Origin of the sequence: Methanobrevibacter sp. (assembly GCF_045116495.1) — an archaeon.
In the GTDB taxonomy this organism is placed as follows: Archaea; Methanobacteriota; Methanobacteria; order Methanobacteriales; family Methanobacteriaceae; genus Methanocatella.
Window position 1 is genome coordinate 15,819 of the sequence record NZ_JBGULU010000162.1, and the last position, 18,225, is coordinate 34,043.

At 32.2% G+C, this 18,225-nt stretch carries 21 protein-coding genes; 13 read left to right on the forward strand and 8 right to left on the reverse strand.

The annotated features are described in order from the left end of the window. Positions 1 to 175 precede the first annotated feature (175 nt). Together ACJMLH_RS08535 and ACJMLH_RS08540 are read left to right on the forward strand one after the other, a co-directional pair. Positions 176 to 577, forward strand: a complete 402-nt coding sequence (locus ACJMLH_RS08535) for a hypothetical protein (protein ID WP_405276698.1) — start codon at positions 176 to 178, stop codon at positions 575 to 577. Between the two features lie 425 nt (positions 578 to 1,002). Next, positions 1,003 to 1,530, forward strand: coding sequence for a hypothetical protein (locus ACJMLH_RS08540; RefSeq protein ID WP_405276700.1), 528 nt, complete (start codon positions 1,003 to 1,005; stop codon positions 1,528 to 1,530). Positions 1,531 to 1,542: 12 nt separating this feature from the next. On the opposite strand, the gene ACJMLH_RS08545 is transcribed toward ACJMLH_RS08540, so the two are convergent. Further along, complete coding sequence (locus ACJMLH_RS08545) at positions 1,543 to 2,643, reverse strand: hypothetical protein (protein ID WP_405276702.1); 1,101 nt, start codon at positions 2,641 to 2,643, stop codon at positions 1,543 to 1,545. Between the two features lie 908 nt (positions 2,644 to 3,551). Here ACJMLH_RS08545 and ACJMLH_RS08550 point away from each other — a divergent pair. Both ACJMLH_RS08550 and ACJMLH_RS08555 read left to right on the forward strand, forming a co-directional pair. Further along, positions 3,552 to 4,361: a hypothetical protein gene (locus ACJMLH_RS08550; protein WP_405276704.1), complete on the forward strand. Its 810-nt coding sequence runs from the start codon at positions 3,552 to 3,554 to the stop codon at positions 4,359 to 4,361. 10 nt (positions 4,362 to 4,371) lie between these two features. After that, a complete protein-coding gene (locus ACJMLH_RS08555; protein ID WP_405276706.1) occupies positions 4,372 to 4,599 on the forward strand; it encodes a hypothetical protein in 228 nt (75 codons plus the stop codon). 238 nt (positions 4,600 to 4,837) lie between these two features. On the opposite strand, the gene ACJMLH_RS08560 is transcribed toward ACJMLH_RS08555, so the two are convergent. The 5 genes from ACJMLH_RS08560 to ACJMLH_RS08580 form a co-directional block, all read right to left on the reverse strand. Next, on the reverse strand, positions 4,838 to 5,158 hold the full coding sequence (locus tag ACJMLH_RS08560; protein WP_405276708.1) for a hypothetical protein: 321 nt from the start codon (positions 5,156 to 5,158) through the stop codon (positions 4,838 to 4,840). 9 nt (positions 5,159 to 5,167) lie between these two features. Beyond that, positions 5,168 to 5,824, reverse strand: coding sequence for a zinc ribbon domain-containing protein (locus ACJMLH_RS08565; protein ID WP_405276710.1), 657 nt, complete (start codon positions 5,822 to 5,824; stop codon positions 5,168 to 5,170). Beyond that, positions 5,766 to 6,293, reverse strand: a complete 528-nt coding sequence (locus ACJMLH_RS08570) for a hypothetical protein (RefSeq protein WP_405276712.1) — start codon at positions 6,291 to 6,293, stop codon at positions 5,766 to 5,768. Before ACJMLH_RS08570 ends, ACJMLH_RS08565 begins: the two co-directional genes overlap by 59 nt. 45 nt (positions 6,294 to 6,338) lie before the next feature. Further along, on the reverse strand, positions 6,339 to 6,824 hold the full coding sequence (locus ACJMLH_RS08575) for a hypothetical protein (protein WP_405276714.1): 486 nt from the start codon (positions 6,822 to 6,824) through the stop codon (positions 6,339 to 6,341). Between the two features lie 560 nt (positions 6,825 to 7,384). Continuing rightward, positions 7,385 to 7,663 (reverse strand): MarR family transcriptional regulator, encoded by a 279-nt coding sequence (locus ACJMLH_RS08580; RefSeq protein WP_288268505.1) that lies wholly within the window; start codon positions 7,661 to 7,663, stop codon positions 7,385 to 7,387. Between the two features lie 305 nt (positions 7,664 to 7,968). Here ACJMLH_RS08580 and ACJMLH_RS08585 point away from each other — a divergent pair, with 305 nt between their 5' ends. From ACJMLH_RS08585 to ACJMLH_RS08610, 6 genes are all read left to right on the forward strand, one after another. Next, a complete protein-coding gene (locus tag ACJMLH_RS08585) occupies positions 7,969 to 8,160 on the forward strand; it encodes a hypothetical protein (protein ID WP_405276716.1) in 192 nt (63 codons plus the stop codon). 200 nt (positions 8,161 to 8,360) lie between these two features. Continuing rightward, a complete protein-coding gene (locus ACJMLH_RS08590) occupies positions 8,361 to 8,609 on the forward strand; it encodes a hypothetical protein (RefSeq protein ID WP_405276718.1) in 249 nt (82 codons plus the stop codon). A gap of 12 nt (positions 8,610 to 8,621) precedes the next feature. Then, complete coding sequence (locus ACJMLH_RS08595) at positions 8,622 to 9,443, forward strand: hypothetical protein (protein ID WP_405276720.1); 822 nt, start codon at positions 8,622 to 8,624, stop codon at positions 9,441 to 9,443. Then, entirely contained in the window at positions 9,424 to 10,833 is a 1,410-nt protein-coding gene (locus tag ACJMLH_RS08600; protein WP_405276722.1) for a phage terminase large subunit, read from the forward strand. The genes ACJMLH_RS08595 and ACJMLH_RS08600 overlap by 20 nt, the downstream gene beginning before the upstream one ends. 864 nt (positions 10,834 to 11,697) lie before the next feature. After that, on the forward strand, positions 11,698 to 11,856 hold the full coding sequence (locus tag ACJMLH_RS08605; protein WP_405276724.1) for a hypothetical protein: 159 nt from the start codon (positions 11,698 to 11,700) through the stop codon (positions 11,854 to 11,856). A gap of 313 nt (positions 11,857 to 12,169) precedes the next feature. Then, positions 12,170 to 12,637, forward strand: coding sequence for a hypothetical protein (locus tag ACJMLH_RS08610; protein WP_405276726.1), 468 nt, complete (start codon positions 12,170 to 12,172; stop codon positions 12,635 to 12,637). Between the two features lie 86 nt (positions 12,638 to 12,723). Here the strand turns inward: ACJMLH_RS08610 and ACJMLH_RS08615 are convergent, their stop codons facing one another. Next, complete coding sequence (locus ACJMLH_RS08615) at positions 12,724 to 13,704, reverse strand: DNA cytosine methyltransferase (protein WP_405276728.1); 981 nt, start codon at positions 13,702 to 13,704, stop codon at positions 12,724 to 12,726. Between the two features lie 19 nt (positions 13,705 to 13,723). Next, positions 13,724 to 14,677 carry a HaeIII family restriction endonuclease gene (locus ACJMLH_RS08620; RefSeq protein ID WP_405276730.1) on the reverse strand — a complete coding sequence of 318 codons (954 nt, stop codon included), beginning with the start codon at positions 14,675 to 14,677 and terminating at the stop codon, positions 13,724 to 13,726. 210 nt (positions 14,678 to 14,887) lie between these two features. Between ACJMLH_RS08620 and ACJMLH_RS08625 the strand changes: the two genes are divergently transcribed. From ACJMLH_RS08625 to ACJMLH_RS08635, 3 genes are all read left to right on the forward strand, one after another. Further along, positions 14,888 to 15,025 carry a hypothetical protein gene (locus tag ACJMLH_RS08625; protein ID WP_405276732.1) on the forward strand — a complete coding sequence of 46 codons (138 nt, stop codon included), beginning with the start codon at positions 14,888 to 14,890 and terminating at the stop codon, positions 15,023 to 15,025. 6 nt (positions 15,026 to 15,031) lie between these two features. Beyond that, positions 15,032 to 16,333, forward strand: coding sequence for a hypothetical protein (locus tag ACJMLH_RS08630; protein WP_405276734.1), 1,302 nt, complete (start codon positions 15,032 to 15,034; stop codon positions 16,331 to 16,333). Positions 16,334 to 16,396: 63 nt separating this feature from the next. Continuing rightward, on the forward strand, positions 16,397 to 17,368 hold the full coding sequence (locus ACJMLH_RS08635; RefSeq protein WP_405276736.1) for a hypothetical protein: 972 nt from the start codon (positions 16,397 to 16,399) through the stop codon (positions 17,366 to 17,368). The last annotated feature ends 857 nt before the right edge of the window (positions 17,369 to 18,225 follow it).

Below are 18,225 nucleotides of genomic sequence, written 5' to 3' on the forward strand. Positions count from 1 at the left end.
ATATTGTTGCCCTTTCGATTAAGAGATTGCGTGTAAGGGGATAAAGAATATATTATCTCTTCTGCTAAGAGTTTTTTAACTCCAAATTCCTTAACAAGCTGGGATAAGACCCTCTCCCAGCTTCAACTATTTTTATATGGAACAATAGCTATAAATATATATCAGAGGCTATAAAATGAAATTATTTTTAGATAATAAAAATTCGTATGTAACAACATTAACAGTCAAAGGTAAAGAAATAACATTACTGTTAATTGAATCCAGCATATTAATTGATTCATCCCAAATAGCTAAGCTATTCGACAAGAAAGAAAAGACAGTAGCAACCAAAGTCAATAAATCCAAATTAGAGAAATACGAAACAGAAAACATCAAGCTATTGAAGAGCTACGGCCTAATGCATCCTGAAGCTGTTAAACCAAAACCATTCTATGATTTAAGACAGATGCTGGAAGGACCTGCACAATACTATTTCAAACAGAATGATGAACTTGATCTCATTGACGTTATTGTCCGTGTGGCCATTGGCAAACATCGTGAGTGGATCCATAACCGTGACATTAACGGCGGCCAATAGCCAGTGGAAACTTACTTTTTAAAACCCTTGCATATATATCGGGGGTTAAAATCTAAATTCAAATCCAATACCCCTTCCGTTAATGTTAATGTAATATCATTAAATCCAATAGCTATTGAAGATGCATTAAAAATATCTTATCAAAAACATAGAATATTAGTTCTAGTAAGAGAATTATTTTTCCAGTAACGAAATATCAATCGTTAATGTTAATGTCACTTTAACCCAGCCAATACCTAATTTTTCAGTATATACCTATTGCGACTCGCATTGCTCGTCGCAACCTGTCCATCAGAGATGGACAGCTTATTTTACCAATAACATAAACTTTATATACTGCCAACAATATAATTATATGCAAGTACACTAAATATGTAAATACATTTTAGTTTAAGTATAGTAAATAATTCACAGGAGGAAATAACATGATAGAGAAACATGTCCAAAGAGAAATGGAAATGAAACAAGTCAAAGAAGATTTCATAAACGAAACAAAGACTCATAAAAAGCAAATAACAGTTAAACTATTTCCAAACACTCATAAGAAGTTAAAAATAATTGCAACAGCAAAAGACACCACATTAGAGAAAATAGCTACAGAAATTATAGAAAACAAAGTTGCTGGATTGGATGTTGTTGAATATGTAAAGGACGCATTTGAGAATGCTGATGAATTTGAAGACGGCTTTGATTGGCTGCAAAGACTTGACATTGATAATACAACATACGATCTTAATGACAAGCTATTGAAAAAAGGAAATCCAAGAAAAAGAATTAATGTTAAAGTAGATCCAGATACCCACAAAAAATTAAGAGTCATCTCAGCTATTCAGGACAGATCCCTGGATAACATAGTTGGCTCTGTTATCGAATATGAACTAGGTGAGGAAAATAACATTAACGCTTCTAAATTGATGGATGAAATTCTAGATTCAATTGAAGATGAGGAATAGCTATCGTTAATGTTAAATTAAAGTTATTTCATCTTTGGGGACATATTCAATTGTTTCTGTTGGTTCTTTTTCCACCTCTATCTCTTCAAGTTCCACAGGTTCTTTATCTTTAACAATTGTCTTATGTCTTCCAGAGAATAATGTATTTATTCTTGATAATGAGCTTGCATCTCCAAGTAAATGATTATAGTCTTTTGCAAGTTCATTATATTTCAATTTATGAGCATTCAATTCTTGACTATAAGCTAATAGCATTTGTGCTTTTTCTTCAGTGTGCTTAATATCAATTTCAGATTTTTGTGTTGCAAGTTTCAGGTCAACTTCAGCTTTGGCCTTGTCGAGTTCCTTTTCAACTTCTTTGATTTTGTCTTTTAATTCCTCAAGTGCAGCGTAATGTTCCTTAGGGGAAATATAATCTTTAAGAATAGCAAGAGATTGCACTTTCTCCATTAATTCATCTATATGTGCTTGTTGTTTTTCAATAGTTTCTTTTAAGTCTTTTTCTTTTGCATCAAAATCGGCTTGGAGTTCAGCTTTTGATTCTTTATAGTTTTGATTTACACTCATTAAATTATTATTCAGCAGCTGATTAGTATGGTTGATATTATCATTGGTAGTTTTCAGCTTTTCATTTTCTTTGATCAACTCTTCATTTCTAGCTGCAAGACCATCTGATGAATCTATCAGATTATTATAAGCATTATGCCAATACTCTTCTTGACCTTTAGCAACTTTAATTTTTTCTTTTAATTCTTCCACTTCATCCTTATCATAGACTTTAGGCTGAGCTTTAGATTCTTCAAGTTCCTTTCCAAGATTATCAACTCTTGCTTTTAGATTTGCAATCATTGCATCCTTTTCCTGAAGTTCACCTTTCAAATCCTCATCGTTAATGTCAGCTTCAAGTTCTTTGATTCTATCCCTGTATTCATCTCTTTGGTTTAATTGTTGGATTAAGCTATCACGTTCCTTTTCAGATATAACATAGACTTTTTCTCCAACTCCAAAAATAGTATTGCTGAATCCTATCCTATTTGCATTGGCAGTATTTTTCTTAACTTCGAATTCCTGGCCAATGGAATAATCTTTTTTTTCAAGAGTTTTTTCATCCATCACTTTCACTCCAAATCCTTAACATACATAGTTTTATCACAACTATATTTTATAGCTATTGCAACAAATTGCAATTTTATTGCAACTCAATTGCAACTGGATTTCAACTATTGCAATTGGAATTGCAACTCACTTTTCGGAATTGCAACTTTTGAACAAATGTTGAAAACTGTTTAATTTTCAGTTTTTTGAAAAAAAATAAACGACGATCTTTATTTTTCAAGGTATGCTGTTTGCTTGCAGGAAGGTGTAAGTATTGTAATACTTATACTATATTACATACATTTCCTTGGTATGCCACCAAACCTTCCCCAGAACATAGATTATGGACATACTGATATGCCGGTAGCTGTTCCGCCCACTCGCCATATACTACAAGAATTTATATACATATGTGTAATAATTACAAATTGCAACTATTGCAACACCCGAATCCTTAACTGGAAGTGCAAGGAAAATGAGGTCAAAATTGCAATTTCCCCATTTTCGGATTTTCAAAATTGCAATAAATTGCAACAAAATTGCAATTCATGTATGGAAAATTGCAACAAAATTGCAATTTCTCTTTGACGTTAAATTTAACTTTCTTAAATTTTATAGTGTTCAATTTTATTATAAAATATTAAAAAATATTGAACAAACTAACAATAAAATAATTGCAATAATTGCAACTCTGATTCCGGATTTCATGGTGAAAATTTTGGGAGTTGCAATTGGATTGCAATAGAGTTGCAACAAAATTGCAATAGTTGCATCTGGAATTGCAACAGAATTGCAATAGCAAAAATGGTCAGAACATATAGACCAACTAATACAAAAACTAACATTCAGCATAATAAAATAATGTACTACACAAAACGGACACATTATATAAAAATTATAATACTTGAATATATAAATTAAATAATATGTCAAGTAATAGTATTAGCTGGACTTACTTTTGCCAGGGCATGAACTCCATTGCGTACTGGCTGCTCCAGAACAAAAAGAAATATAAGAAACGGGATTACTACCAGATACTCAAACTGAAAGGTAGCTGTGCCGATATTGAAAAGAAAGCAAAGAAATTAGGAACCAATAAGCTAGTGGCAATGTATACAATGGCGGCCATTAAGGATAACAAGTCATTGGACTTCCTTCCAAACTATGTAACATTAAAGAACGGCCTTCAGATAGATAAAGCCGAATATGTAGATATGGCCATAAGAACAGAAGCATACATCAAGGCCAATGGAAGATTACCTGCAATAGTATATAGGAAATCAACATTACCGGATTATAAAGACACTACAATGAATTTCTTTATCAAGATATTCAACTTCAAAGGCAATACCATTGATGAGGCCTTAGCTATTATAGCAAATAAAAAATTATATAGCAAATACTTCGATTCACAAAAAACAGATAAACAAACAATCAATGACGGCAGTAAAGGTAAAGGTTCCAACTGTGTAGACTGGGGACAAGTATATTACCGCATTGCCAAAAGCTTAGGCTACGATGTACAGTTTGTCCACGTTAAATGTCGTGTCAGTGGTACTGGCCATATCAGATTAAGGCTGAGACATAAGAAACATACTTCAGGAAACTGGATCAACCGTGACCCTGCAGCAGTAGCAGATACAACTTCAGGTAATGTTAGATCCATCTGGTGTGAAGATGGATACCTTATAGCATATGATCCATCATGGATATTTACAGATTTATATTCAAGTTAGAGGTGATAGAATGAATTGCGGACAAGCGATTGAAGAATTAAAAAAATTCCCAAAAGATAAACCATTAATGATAATGGGATGGTATAGTATTGCAGAAACAGATGACCCTGAAGACATTAACAGTATATGTTATCTCAAGGAAGTAGATATAGATACTTTAGAAGTCACTGGTGAGATAACAGACTTTGTAGCTATTGTTAGTGACAAGTACCATGAAATAGCAAGCGAATTTCCATAACAACATTAACATCGGCCATTTGATATTCGAAACTAACTTTCTGAAACCCTTTCATATATATCACAGGGGAAAAAAGATTGATTTGAGAAATCGTGGCCGTTAATGTTAATGTCCATTTAAGTAAATTAAAAGAAAAAAAGTAACTATTATAATTTTAACATTAATAATTCAATAGAGCAAATGCAGAATCACTTAATAAAATAAAAAAAAGAAGTTGTTAAAAATTTAACAACAAAGTTTATACTACTTTAGATTGGATAAATTTACCTACAAATGCTCCAAATAATCCTAATATAATATTTAAAATGAATATTGAGAAATTTCCATATAGTAATCCAATAAATAAACTAGCAATTATTCCAATTAAAGCACCATAAATAATAGCATATACAGTTGTGTTTTTACATAAAAATCCAGCAACTGCTGTAGCTAATACCAATCCTAAATAACTTACAATACTGCCTCCGCCAAGCATACAAATTATAACAAAAATTATTGATATAACTGCACCAACAGCGATAGGAAATATTTCTATATTACCTGCAATATCTTCATCCATTTTTTCACCTCATTTAATAATATCACTAATAACGTCTTCATTACTCTTTCCAGTAACAATTTCTACAAAAGGAGCGTTAATACAAACCAATTTATCCCCTTCTAAATAATAGAAGTGGTTTCTTGAAGAGGAATCTAAAGCTAATATACCTTCTTTCCCATCGATTGTTACAGATTGTTTTGTCGCAGGGAAATTAATTTTTAAATCATTAATATCCTTCATATCAACATCACGAACTTCAATTTTAGTAAATTCATGATCTGCATCATTAGAATAACTAAAACCTTCCCCTTTAACTCCTTCATCAAGAGTTATTTCTTCAACTTTATTATATCCATCAGGAAGATGAAAACTAATGCCATTAACAGTTACATCATTACCATTGCCCATAAGCATTGAAAATACTCCAATTAATATAATAAGTGCGACAATAATGATAATAATTGATTTCAAGCTAAAATTAAAGTTTCCTAATGAAATATTATTTTTTAAAGAATCTTTATTGTTTTTATTATTTTTCTTAACAGTGCTTCCACAGTTAGAACAAAATTGAGTATCTTCTTCTAATTCAGCACCGCAATTTTCACATTTCATTAAATCACCTACATTAATCCTTTTTACCAAAATAGCTAGTTTTAAATGAATTGAATGAATCTGCAATTCCATTTAAATCAATATTTTTCCCAGCGCCTCCGGATGGATCTTTGGTGGATTCCATAATAATACTCATTTCTAATTGCATGAATCCCTTTTCAATAGTTTTATGCAATTCAGAAGTGACATCAACATTTTCACAAGAATCTTTGTTAAATGAATCCATCATTTTTAAAAATACAAATTCATGATGTTGTTTTTCGTACTCTGGAATATCAGAACCAGTATAGATGTCATCTAACAATGATTTAACTAAATTTATAAATTCTTCTTTATCTCCAGTATTCTCATCTAACTTAAAATCAGAAGGTAATAAATTAGTTTTAATTAAAAACATGTCACCTATTTTATCAGAAGTAAATAAGGAATATCCTTTATTTTTAACATGAATCAAGTTTACTGATTTATTTTCATATATATCAAGTTCCACTTTTTTATAACATTCATTTGGAGATAAATAACTTAACTTACGGACAAACATCGGCAACCACCATTAAAAATGATTATATAAGTAAATAATACTTACCTAATCAAATGTTATTGTATTTGCATACTCTTTTAGTAAATTAGCATCGCTTCCACAAACAACTACTGCCAAAGGACTGCCTTTATCTTTATTAATTCCTACAAATGAAGTGATATTGTAAGATCCAACATCTTTAGACATGTCTTCTGTTGAGTTAAATATGTATAAATCACCTTCATTAATTACTCCAGTATCATTATACACAGCACTATTTATTATTGTAAGGTTGCCATTTGACATTTCCTTTACTGTAGCTGAAATATCCAGGTCATAAACCAATACAAAAATTGTATCATTGGCATTTTTATAAAAATTGCTTGCTTTTAATATAGGACTATTTACTTGAGTAAAATTGTCATCATTAGCTACATTCATCTTAAATAAACCATCGAAATCTTGTGTATCACTTAAATCAGCAGCAAATACTGAAGTTGTAGAACAGATAGCTATTAGAACAACAAGTATTGCTAAAATTTTTCTATTCATAATACTTTCTCCCGTTTATTAACTTAAAAAAATCTAAACTGTGTTTATAAATATATATTTAATATATTATTATAATTTGTGTATACATAGAGATTAACATTAACATCAGTTATTAAATAATCAAAACCCAATATCTGAAACCCTTGCATATATATCGCAGTGCAAAAACCAAATCCAAATCCTGAAACGCCATCGTTAATGTTAATGTTGCCCAAGTAAATCAAATCTAAAAAAATAGTCATCGAATTATCAACCGTATGTTAATGGAAACATAGTATCCACTTTAACATTAACGGTTGGGTTCAGCTATTCAAAACTCCTTTTCTGAAACCCTTTCATATATATCGCAGTTGGAAATCTAAATTCAAATCCGAAAACCCGGCCGTTAATGTTAATGTCATATCATTAAATCAAAGGGAAAAAAAGTAGCTATTAATTATTTCAACATTAACGTTGATTATTTTAAACCTTACACTTATTTGAAAAATAGTTTTTAATCACGACATTATTGTCAGTTTATTTCATTTAATAACAAAATTAAAATTTAACAGCAATATTGTCTATTCTAAATCTTTATAAATTTCTAACCCAAGTTCGGTTAGATAATACACCCTTCCAGTTTTAGCTTCAGGGTCCAAACATTTAACAATATTTTTTTTACGCAAATCAGATAGTACTCTGGATGTTAAGCTGAATCTTGCATCCATTTCTTCTGTAATCTCTGAAGGAGTTTTATTCCTGGAGAGTCCAATTATTGTAATTACTTTCTGACGATTTTTACTACGTTTGACATAGGTAAAAGCATCAATGTATGTCGAGGTATCAGTGTCTTCTAACATGTTTATCTATATCAATTACGGATTAAATATTATGCTATTTCTATATTATTTTTATTTTATTAACTACGAACAAATTTATATATACAATTTAAAACGGAATTAGATACCTTTAAAAGAATTAATATTGTGTATAAATATGCAAAGTATTGTAACAATTAATTAAACTCCATTAAACTTGATTTAAAAATAATAGCATAAGTTAATTATAAATTGTTAGAACATTGTTTATGAAAAATATACTATTTTATATAGTAGAAATAATAAATTAATATAATGTATTACATATAATACGGCAGAGTGAAAATATGGCAAATATTAATAATACATCATCCTATATGGATGAAGATAAAAAAGAAATTATCAAAAATTCTAACTATACCTATAGGGATGCACTTGAAGTTGGCGCATATCTTATTGAAATTGGTAAATTTGAAAGAATCTATAAAGAAATGCAAATTCATGATTTACAAAAAGAGTTAGACGAACTTGATGATTAAAGCTATTTTATAAGAGTATAAGTATATTAAAGATTGAAATATTCTAATCAAGCTCAATCAATAATATCCAAGTTACCCGTAACACGACAATTCATTATTTAGGAATAATAATACACCATTATTATTTCACTATTTTTTAGATAATAAAATTTTATATACATTACACCATAATAAAAGCAATAAATAACATATCTGTATTTATGACAATAAGGAAAAGTAATGTCAGTGCAAGAGTCGATACTTGCCTGAAAAGAGTAGTCAAAGATTCCGAATACACTCATAAATTTTCATATGAACTTGGAGCTAAATTAATAGCATTGGGCGTAGCTGAAGAAACTATGAAATCTTTAGATGAGAATAAGGAATTAGATAAGATACTGAAAAGAATAGAATACATGCTAGTTAAAGAAAGAAAAAACCAACTTGAAAAAGAATTAAAAGACTTATAGGAGGATTCTCCTATGGGCCGAAAAAATTCTGATGTAATATTCTTTCTTGAAACTCATGAGCAGGAAATAATAAACTGCTGCAAAAAAGGGATGAGTAACAATGAGGTCCGAGAATTACTGAAAACTAGATATGGAAAAGATGTACCCAACAATACTTATAGAAAATTCAAAGCTAAACTAAAACTAACAAAAAACGATTTCTTAGAAACTTTAATTGATGAAATAATAGCTATGAAAACATCTGGAGCTACAGATGAAAACATCAGGCGATGGCTTGCAGAAGAACACGAATTTGAAGTAAGCAGGGCAACATTCTCAAGATTTAAAAAGAAATATAATTTATCTGATAGAGATAAAAACCCAAAAGCTAGTGATAAAAAATCATTAACCAATCGTGCTATTGCTCAAAGCCAAATAACTGATAATGAAATCCATTCTGATAATATTGACGTAGCTATTGACACCATACTACAACAACAGGTAACTGACATTAAAACCGGTCTTGAAAATTTAGATCGCATAACTAAAAATGCTGTAGGTATTGAAATTGACTTTTCAAAAATTGATCATGAGATAAGACACTTAGCAAATGAAAAGAGTTTGCCCAGATACTTACTTGATCTAGCCGAATTAAAAGTTAGGTATTTAGAATTATCTGTTAAAGCATTTGAAGCTAAAAATAAATTATTCAAAGATGAGATGGATAGGCTATTTAAAAACCGTGTCCTTGAACTGGAAGACAAAAAAATTGAAATCTCACAAAAAGACATTATGAATGAAATAGAAGTCCTTGCAAAACAAATAGATGATAATAATGTACAACGAGAACAATGAATTCTATTTAGGTGCAAGAGATAAAGCTATTCTTCAAAAATGTGTATATGAGAATCCATATATACCATTCAAACCTTTTGTCAAACAGGCTGAGATGATACTGGCCACAGAAAAGGAGGTTTTAATTGGAGGTGCTGCTGGAGGCAGTAAATCCACAAGCCTATTAATGCGTGCCTTATTTTATGTACAGGATGATGTTAATGAATATCATGCTCTAATTTTAAGAAGAACATTATCTGATTTAAAAAGAAAAGGTGCATTGATTCATAAAGCTAATCAATGGCTTAACAGGAAAGAAATTCAAAGAGACCCAGCTATTCGCCCGAAGTGGGATGGTACTGAACATTCATGGACATTTCCAAACGGGAACTCCTTAACATTTGGTTATTTGCGTAACATTAACGACCTCGATACTTATCAAGGTTCTGAATATCAATTCATTGGCATTGACGAGTTAACGCAGCTGGAGCGCTTTAAATATATTTATATGCGTTCACGTGTGCGAAAAACTAAAGACAATAAACTCCCAACTCAACTGATGGCATCTTCAAATCCGGGTAAGCGTGGGAACAAATGGGTACGTGAAAGGTTCATCGAAAAGATAGATGAGGACATTCAGGATAAAGACCAGATAAGATTTATATCATCCAGCTATTTGGATAATATCTATTTAGACCGCAAGGACTATGAAGAATATCTTATGGGCTTGGATAGAGTTACGCGTGAGCAGTTAATGAACGGTAACTGGTATGCTTCAGTTAAAGGTGAGCTATTTGATGAATCAGATTTCCACTTGATCTCTCATGACGAGTTTTTAAAAATTCCAATCATCCGTGTCATCAGGTATTGGGATCTTGCTGCAACTGAAGTCCTGGATGACACCAACATGAAAAAATCAGATCCGGATTATACTGCAGGAGTATTGCTAGCCAAAGATCTAAACGGTAATATCTATATTTTAGATTCATATGAGTTTCAATTGGAATCTAGAAACCTAATTAATGAAATCATTAACACTGCTGCACGTGACAAGTCAGATGTGCAGTATGTAGAAATTGACGGAAGCACTGGAAAGAATTTCGGTCTGTTAGTTATTGATGAATTAAACAGAAGAGGATTCACCACAGGCACTGGTAACTCACGTGAGAATAAAGTTGACAGGGCCAGAAGAGTTTCAGCTGACATCCAACTTAATGGAATTTTCCTGGTTGGAAAGGATAGAACAGGGTTCACTAAAAAATGGGCTATGGAATTTTTAGAGAAAATCACCGCATATCCTAATGAGGCCATTCACGATGATTGTGTTGTGGCCTTTACCGGTGGATATGAGAAACTGGTTTCTGAAGTTCAAACAAAAAGAGTTGATGTCGATAGATGGTATTCAACCTAAATAGCTATCGTTAATGTGGATATTAAACGTTAATGTTAATGTATGGACTGTATTATGGATTTGATGGATACCCATATGGACATATTATGGACTGGTCTATGGACTAACTATGGACTACTTAATGGACTTGATGGACTATACTATGGACTGCTTATGGACTAACTATGGACATATCTATGGATATATTATGGACTATACTATGGACTTATTAATGGACAAAGTATGGACTAGTTGATGGACTGTTCGTGGACTGGTCTATGGATGGACTTAACTATGGACTGCAAATGGACTTGTGGATGGATGTATGGACTGATGGACTATACCAAATCAAGTATACCCCCTGTGCGATTTTAATCAGAGCCATATTCGGGCTTCTTTTTTTAGGGTGTCCATATCGATGGACTAATTATGGACTATACAATGGACTGTTTATGGACTGCATGATGGACTGTTTTTTCCAGAATTTTGAAATTTTTGCTGCCTGCGAATATAGTCGAGCACATATAACATTGTTATCTTTCCAGAATCTACGCAATTTTCGGGGGGTACACATTTTTTTGGGTAGTCCATATGGATGGATGTATGGACTGCAGTCCATTTTATGGACTGTCGGATGGACTGTTTCCTGTGCAACAATTCACTCTGTCGTGCAAAAAATCATCCCGCGAAAAAATCGATATAATCAATTTTTTATAAATTTACAAATGTAAAAATACAACTGTAAAAAAATATAATAGTACAATAATATAATAAAATATTATAACATAAATAAAATAAAACAAAAAAATATGTATGTAATTTGACATCAATTTATATAGTATGAAATCTAAAAATTAATTTATATAAAATAGTGAGTGATAACTAATGGTTGATACTAAGCAAAAAACATTTAGGATACCAACTGAGCTGGCTATCGAATTTGAAGTTCATGCCAAGAAAACTCAGACAAAAGAAGTTGATCTTATTATGAAATATATAAGAGAGGGTTTAAAAAGAGACAGTAATCAAACAACATTAGATTAAAAATTATATTGAAAATGTGTAAAAAAATAGCAATAGAGTAAGATAATGAAATGACGGCAATCATTTCATAATCTATAAGTTTAAACTTAATTATAATTTTAGAATTTAATTATATTTAAACTTTTATATAAAATAGTGTATTACACACAAATTATTTTTTTCGCATTTCCAATTCAAGAGTGAATCAGGAAGTGTTATACATGGAAAGTTTTAATGAAATATCTTCCAATGGGATAATGGAAGATTCTAAGGATAGGACACCCGTAGCTATTACATGTTATGGAGTTAAAAGCTTTTTCTGGGAGAGGGAATCATGAGACCTAAAGTTGATTTCCATATCAAAGCTGATAAGGCCAAAGCAGATAAAGCTAAGGAATTATCTGGTCTAACTAACAGGGAACTTTATGAGTTAGGATGCCAAATTGCAATCGAGCAAAACAGGAACGTATTGGATACTGAAATTTTAGAATTGCACGATGCAATGGATAAGGTTAATGAACTGACTGCATCAATCAGATCAAGATTGAAAGATAAAGAAGTTCCAACAAGACCTAGTGATAATGCTGATAATGAAGAGGAAGAACTCAGAAGAAATATTTTACCTTTAGACCTCTTCAAAGAAATGGTATTGTACTATATGGATGATTTTGATATTACTGACCTGCAGGAACTCAGCAGTAAGAATAAAGAAATCTTCAGATTTGTTTTAATTAATTTAGCTCATTATGAAATGAGTATGGAAGATGTAAACCAACTATACGCTGACATTAACTCAGAGTAAGTTTATAATCTTCACTTATTTTTCTTTTTTTTAGAATTGCAATTAATTGCAACAGAATTGCAATTACATTTGAACATTATAATTAATTATTTCTGAATAACTTTTTTAATTTCCATAGCAATGTTTTCAGCTAATTTGACAGGTACTGCATTTCCTATCATTTTATATCCATCATTAATATTTGTATAATAAAAAATAAAATCATCCGGAAATGTTTGTATTCTAGCACATTCTCTTACAGATAATCTACGATATGGTTTTGGAGATTCTGGATCAAAAATTCTTTTATCTTTATCAACTTTAATCATAGTATTTGCTTGAGGATGGCAAGGTGTATGTCTGCCTCCAGCTTGAATTGTAAAAGAAGGTTCATCCCATTTTCTAACTCTATTTCTAGACATATACATTGTTGAAAAATCACCAGTCATATATTCATGATTTGGAATATCTAATTCATCAAATGGATTTGCTTTATTTTTTCCATATGCTGGTAATGGTTCAGGTAAATCCCATATTGCATCTTTGAGAGTTAATTTAGGTGTAATTGGTTCTGGGAATTCAAATTCTTTATTTAAACTTTCATGTAACCCAACTAATATTACTCTTTTTCTATCTTGTGGAACTTCATAATCATTAGCATTCAATACTTTAAATGAAACATTATATCCAATATCTTTTAGAGCTTCTTTGAATTTTTCAAATTCGGGTAAATGTGTTTTACAAACCATGCCTGGAACATTTTCTGCTAAAAAGAATTTAGGTTTTTTAGCTTCAATTAATCTAACATAATCATATAATAATTGCCCTCGTGAATCATTAATTCCTTTCATTGCCCCTGCTAAAGACCAACTTTGACATGGAGGTCCACCTATAAATCCTACAACGTCTGGAATATCCTCACCTTTAATATCTTCAATTGATCTCCTGTCAATTTTTAATCCATGGTTTTTTTCGTAAGTTTTCCAACATCCTTTCCAATTATCATTAGCAAAAACAATATCGAACCCTGCATTTTCAAAACCTAAATCTAATCCTCCTGCTCCTGAAAAAAACGATGCTATTTTCATTTTATTACCTCTTCCTTAATTATTTCCACATACAATTTATTGTAATGATAGTTGTCGGCATTCCAACAATTTGAACATCAAATTTCAAACTTGGTTCTACTTTTGAAGATGCATTATGTATTCTAAAACTAAATTGCCATCCTTCATCCATAAACATTTCAATAGTATTTTTCTTATTTGGTTTAAAATCAATTTTTATTATTCTTGTAGGTAATTTGGCTACAGGTATTGATGTTTCTGGTTGCGTAGTTTTAGTTGCTTGATTTAAAGTTCCTCTTAAATTAAAAGTAAAAATTTGTGTTATTTTTCTTGCATCCACACTAACAACTTTATAGAAGTCATATTCTCCTAATAAATATTCAACCATTCGTTTTGGTACTTCTTGATTTGATTCATAACTTCTTTCAACTTCATCTTTAAAAGAATTCAATAATGGAACGTAAACGTCATTCTCTTTATCAGGCAATTCACGCCATTTAGTCCCTTTAGTTTTTTCTTTTGCTAAATAATCAAAAAGTGGATTAACTTCATCCCAGTATTGTTGTGAACATGGAATGCTAAACCATTTTTTTCCAAAATCAATAGTCTTTGAGAGTCTACTATGTTTTACTGCAAAATGATTATGTTTCATACTTAAACCAATTTCCCATTGGACATTTCTTCTAACAATGAGTATGTCACGAACATCACCTTTTTCACCTTGACTATCTTGTTGTATTAATAACTCAAGTTTATCAGTACCATCTTCTAAAATCATAGGTTCTAAATCAAAAATAGACTCAACTGCGGCTTCAGCTGCTTTTTCTAAATCTAACTGAAGATCTTTATCTATACTTTCCCAAGCACGTTTAGTAGCTTCATAACTACTGTTTTTTTCAATAGAGGCTTCTCTAATTTTACTAATTTCTTTTTCTAAAGTGATTAATGTTATGAATTCAAATGCTCTGCCTTGGTTGTTACTTTTATTACTCAAAATACCACATTCTATTGTATTAATATATTGTTATTAATGTTTGTATTTAATTACATAAAACTTTTTTATTAATATAAACTAAATCACATTAGTTTTATTACTAATTTTATATAAATAATATAATAAAAAATATAATAAGGTATATTTCAAGTGAAAACTTTTTTACTGGAAAAATAATTCTTTACTGGAAAACTCCGCAGGTGATTGGTAATGTATGAATTAGTAGGTATAATGGTTGGATTGATTTTAATTAATGCTGTAGTTAGTTTATTGATAATTGACATCCTAGTAAGATGTTATTGTCTAATTAAAGAAGATGAATTTGATATTAGAAAAATATTGGACTAAGGTAAAATGGGCGTTACTGATTTTATAAAAACTAGATTATTGAATAACCGTGTAGAACAGTACAATACAAAGCGCAGCTATTGGGGTGAGGATGAAAGGCAGCCTAGAACAGATGGAATCAACACTGGTCTTGATTTAATTGATGCACTTCCTCCTGTAATTAATAAGACTATATCTAATGCAAGATATGCTGTTAAACTTGACGGTTATACTTCAGGTATTTTGAAAAATAGAATTGATAAGGCCAATGTTAATATGGTCCTGGTGGATAAGGATGAGAAGCTCACCCAGGAACAGAAACTAACTCTCATCCTATGGGCACGTAAAATCGACATTAGCCAAGTTGCGAAAAATATTCTGCAGGGTGGAATGGTTGATGGTGAGGGCCTAATCAAACCAGTCGAGCGATGGGATAAGGATATAGGCAAATATGTTAAACCGGTATTTCTTGAAATCGGCGCACGGGGTTACGGCCTTAAGAAAGAATTTAATGATGATAATGAAGTGCAGCTATACTTGCATAAGATGCCTGAAGATGTTGTTGCAGGATCTCCTGAGGAGTTCGCAAATTTTGTGAGCGTGGAGGAGGGAACATTAACGGTACAGTATGAGCCGGAGGAAGTAATTAACTTCATGTACAATGAAATCTACTGCGAGGCGCAAAGTATAATTTTAAATTGCCTTGATGATATTTATCACAAATGCAACTTGGAGCGCAATCAGGTCGAGCGTATTAATAAGGATAATATTATTGAAGTTAAACCTGCAATGGATGCAAACGGCCAGCCATACATCACTGAGCTTTCAGCCACCGCTAAAGAAAACTTATATGCTGATTATGGAACTACGGCTGCAAGTAATGTAGCTATTGTTCCTCCAGGAATTGAATCTAAAATACTTGGGGGTAATAACTACCAGTCAGACTATACAAGGCAAACTGAAATCTTCAGGAATAATATTTTAAGAACTTTCGTGACCCCGCAATCTCAAGCGGGTAATGAGAAGTCTAATCAGAATGTGGCCGAGTACATTAACGATTCAGCTATTACAGGGTTTATTGTTAATGTGGCCAACGACCAGAAGTGGGTGTTAAAGTATTGTAATAACTTATTGAATAGGCAAATGGAATTAATGGGTATTAAAGATTCTTATAATGTTTACTTTAGCTATTCACGGGATGATGTTATTAAATATCTAATGGAACTCTCTGCCGATGGTGATGAGCTCTATGAGAACTATTTAAGTAACTTTGAAGAGGAACAGCCGGTCGGTGAAAGAATTTTATCTGATAGTGGTGTTGAAGTTTAATAAATATTTATATAAATAAAATAATAAAGTTAATAATAAATAATATAATAAAGTGTGATTATTATGAGACATGAACTTTTTGAAGTGGGATCATACGATTATTCTGACCTGGATGAAAGGTTGGACAAACCTGTAATATGGAGCGAAGATGATCTAAAACTTATAGCTGAAAATTATCGTGGCGGGATTCCTTTGACTTCTGAGCATGATAAGATCTATGTTGGAATTGGAAATAATATTGAATATGAAGACGGAAAGCTATTCCTTGAAGTTCCAGATGAACTGGACATGGAAGGGAAAGGATTATCTCCTAAAGTTGATGTCCTTCTAAAAGACAACGGAGATTCATTTGGAATTGATACTATGAGCTTAATTGATGTTGGAGTAACTAAAAACCCTAGAAAAATAACTTTACTGAATTCTGAAATAACTGGAGATACCGGCGCAACTGGTGATGGTGGAAATCCGGCACCTGCTCCGCAGCCACAACCACAGCCTCAACCTAGTAAAGATGCAAACGTTGCAACTACTTTACTATTGGAAAAGCTGCAAGGCAAGGATGCGGAAATCGGAAAGCTTCAGGATGAAATTAATAATCTAAAAGAAGAATCTAAAAAGTACGATGAGATTAAAAAAGCTATTGAAGAGAATAAAGAATTTATAGATAGTAAAGATGATATTCTAAAAGAATTATCTGAACTGCGAAAAGCTGAGAATGAAAGAAAGATTAAAGAGTACGAGGCAAAGTACAACTTTAATTATAATGAGAATCAGCAGGATAAAGAAATTATTGATAAGCTATTATCTGGTGATGTTGATATGGAGCTGATGGAAAAGCTGGCTGAGAGAAGAATTAAAATTGAAGCTAGTAATGACGGCTCAGCACCAGGCGGTCGCAAACCTGGGAATGATGGAGATACAGGTGAGACTGGCTCAACTGGAAGTACTGGAGATGAGGATGCACCTTCTTTTACAACTCGTGAAGAATATAATAAGATATTAAAAGATATGGGATTTAATAGGACTAGGATTTAGCTATGATGGTGTTTGTTACTTTTCACTGGAGCTAGATTTTCATTGAATCACTCTTTGATAAATTTGTGGGGGACAACGTGCATTGAAACCCTTAATGCCTAATTAAGGGGGGACAAGCCCCCCTTTAATTACCCACGAATGCCAATGCCCGATGTATTAAGTTTCCAAGTTTCATAAACCTCGAACCGACCGCTAAAGGGTCGGTTCTTAAATTTGACAAACTTATCTATGCCAAACTACAAACTCGGAATGGGGGACAAGCCCCCATTCCTCGGAACCTGACATGGCCAATATTGTTAGGTCTATAGTATGGCCTTTCGCTTACGCTCAAGGCGTCCAGTCCTCGCTTACGCTCGGACGGAACATAATGCATGTAACTTAATTAATGTTTATTTGGTGTCTTACTTTGAACCGGCTATTGAACGGTCGGTTCTTTAATTTGACCACAAGTCATCTATTCCTAAAACCCTGAACTCGGAATGGGGGACAAGCCCCCATTCCTCGAATCTTACAATAAAATATTTTCAAATCCATAAACTCGGAACAGGGGACAAGCCCCTGTTCCTCGGCCTTGACAAAGCTATTATTGTTAGGTCTATAGTATGGCCTCTCACTTCGTTCGAGGCGTCCAGTCCTCGCTTACGCTCGGACGGAACATAATTGTAATGCTGATAATATATCAAACGGTTTCTTCATTAAATGACCTTACGGAACCGACCGGCGAGGGTCGGTTCCTCCCTATAGTATTGCTCGCCAATTCTATTCACCCCACCTATACCACGCCTCCCACTTCGGCCTCCTTTCGGTCGGCCTCGGGTCGGCGTGGTTATGGTGGGGCGAATTGGCTCGCTTATAAC

Bases quoted from the DNA above. Each gene is read 5' to 3' on its own strand.
- ACJMLH_RS08570 (WP_405276712.1), bottom strand. From the start codon at position 6,293: ATGTTTGTCCGTAAGTTAAGTTATTTATCTCCAAATGAATGTTATAAA.
- ACJMLH_RS08605 (WP_405276724.1), top strand. From the start codon at position 11,698: ATGGTTGATACTAAGCAAAAAACATTTAGGATACCAACTGAGCTGGCT.
- ACJMLH_RS08600 (WP_405276722.1), top strand. From the start codon at position 9,424: ATGTACAACGAGAACAATGAATTCTATTTAGGTGCAAGAGATAAAGCT.
- ACJMLH_RS08615 (WP_405276728.1), bottom strand. From the start codon at position 13,704: ATGAAAATAGCATCGTTTTTTTCAGGAGCAGGAGGATTAGATTTAGGT.
- ACJMLH_RS08630 (WP_405276734.1), top strand. From the start codon at position 15,032: ATGGGCGTTACTGATTTTATAAAAACTAGATTATTGAATAACCGTGTA.
- ACJMLH_RS08555 (WP_405276706.1), top strand. From the start codon at position 4,372: ATGAATTGCGGACAAGCGATTGAAGAATTAAAAAAATTCCCAAAAGAT.
- ACJMLH_RS08580 (WP_288268505.1), bottom strand. From the start codon at position 7,663: ATGTTAGAAGACACTGATACCTCGACATACATTGATGCTTTTACCTAT.
- ACJMLH_RS08550 (WP_405276704.1), top strand. From the start codon at position 3,552: ATGTCAAGTAATAGTATTAGCTGGACTTACTTTTGCCAGGGCATGAAC.
- ACJMLH_RS08625 (WP_405276732.1), top strand. From the start codon at position 14,888: ATGTATGAATTAGTAGGTATAATGGTTGGATTGATTTTAATTAATGCT.
- ACJMLH_RS08560 (WP_405276708.1), bottom strand. From the start codon at position 5,158: ATGGATGAAGATATTGCAGGTAATATAGAAATATTTCCTATCGCTGTT.
- ACJMLH_RS08565 (WP_405276710.1), bottom strand. From the start codon at position 5,824: ATGGAATTGCAGATTCATTCAATTCATTTAAAACTAGCTATTTTGGTA.
- ACJMLH_RS08590 (WP_405276718.1), top strand. From the start codon at position 8,361: ATGACAATAAGGAAAAGTAATGTCAGTGCAAGAGTCGATACTTGCCTG.
- ACJMLH_RS08635 (WP_405276736.1), top strand. From the start codon at position 16,397: ATGAGACATGAACTTTTTGAAGTGGGATCATACGATTATTCTGACCTG.
- ACJMLH_RS08545 (WP_405276702.1), bottom strand. From the start codon at position 2,643: ATGGATGAAAAAACTCTTGAAAAAAAAGATTATTCCATTGGCCAGGAA.
- ACJMLH_RS08585 (WP_405276716.1), top strand. From the start codon at position 7,969: ATGGCAAATATTAATAATACATCATCCTATATGGATGAAGATAAAAAA.
- ACJMLH_RS08535 (WP_405276698.1), top strand. From the start codon at position 176: ATGAAATTATTTTTAGATAATAAAAATTCGTATGTAACAACATTAACA.
- ACJMLH_RS08575 (WP_405276714.1), bottom strand. From the start codon at position 6,824: ATGAATAGAAAAATTTTAGCAATACTTGTTGTTCTAATAGCTATCTGT.
- ACJMLH_RS08540 (WP_405276700.1), top strand. From the start codon at position 1,003: ATGATAGAGAAACATGTCCAAAGAGAAATGGAAATGAAACAAGTCAAA.
- ACJMLH_RS08610 (WP_405276726.1), top strand. From the start codon at position 12,170: ATGAGACCTAAAGTTGATTTCCATATCAAAGCTGATAAGGCCAAAGCA.
- ACJMLH_RS08595 (WP_405276720.1), top strand. From the start codon at position 8,622: ATGGGCCGAAAAAATTCTGATGTAATATTCTTTCTTGAAACTCATGAG.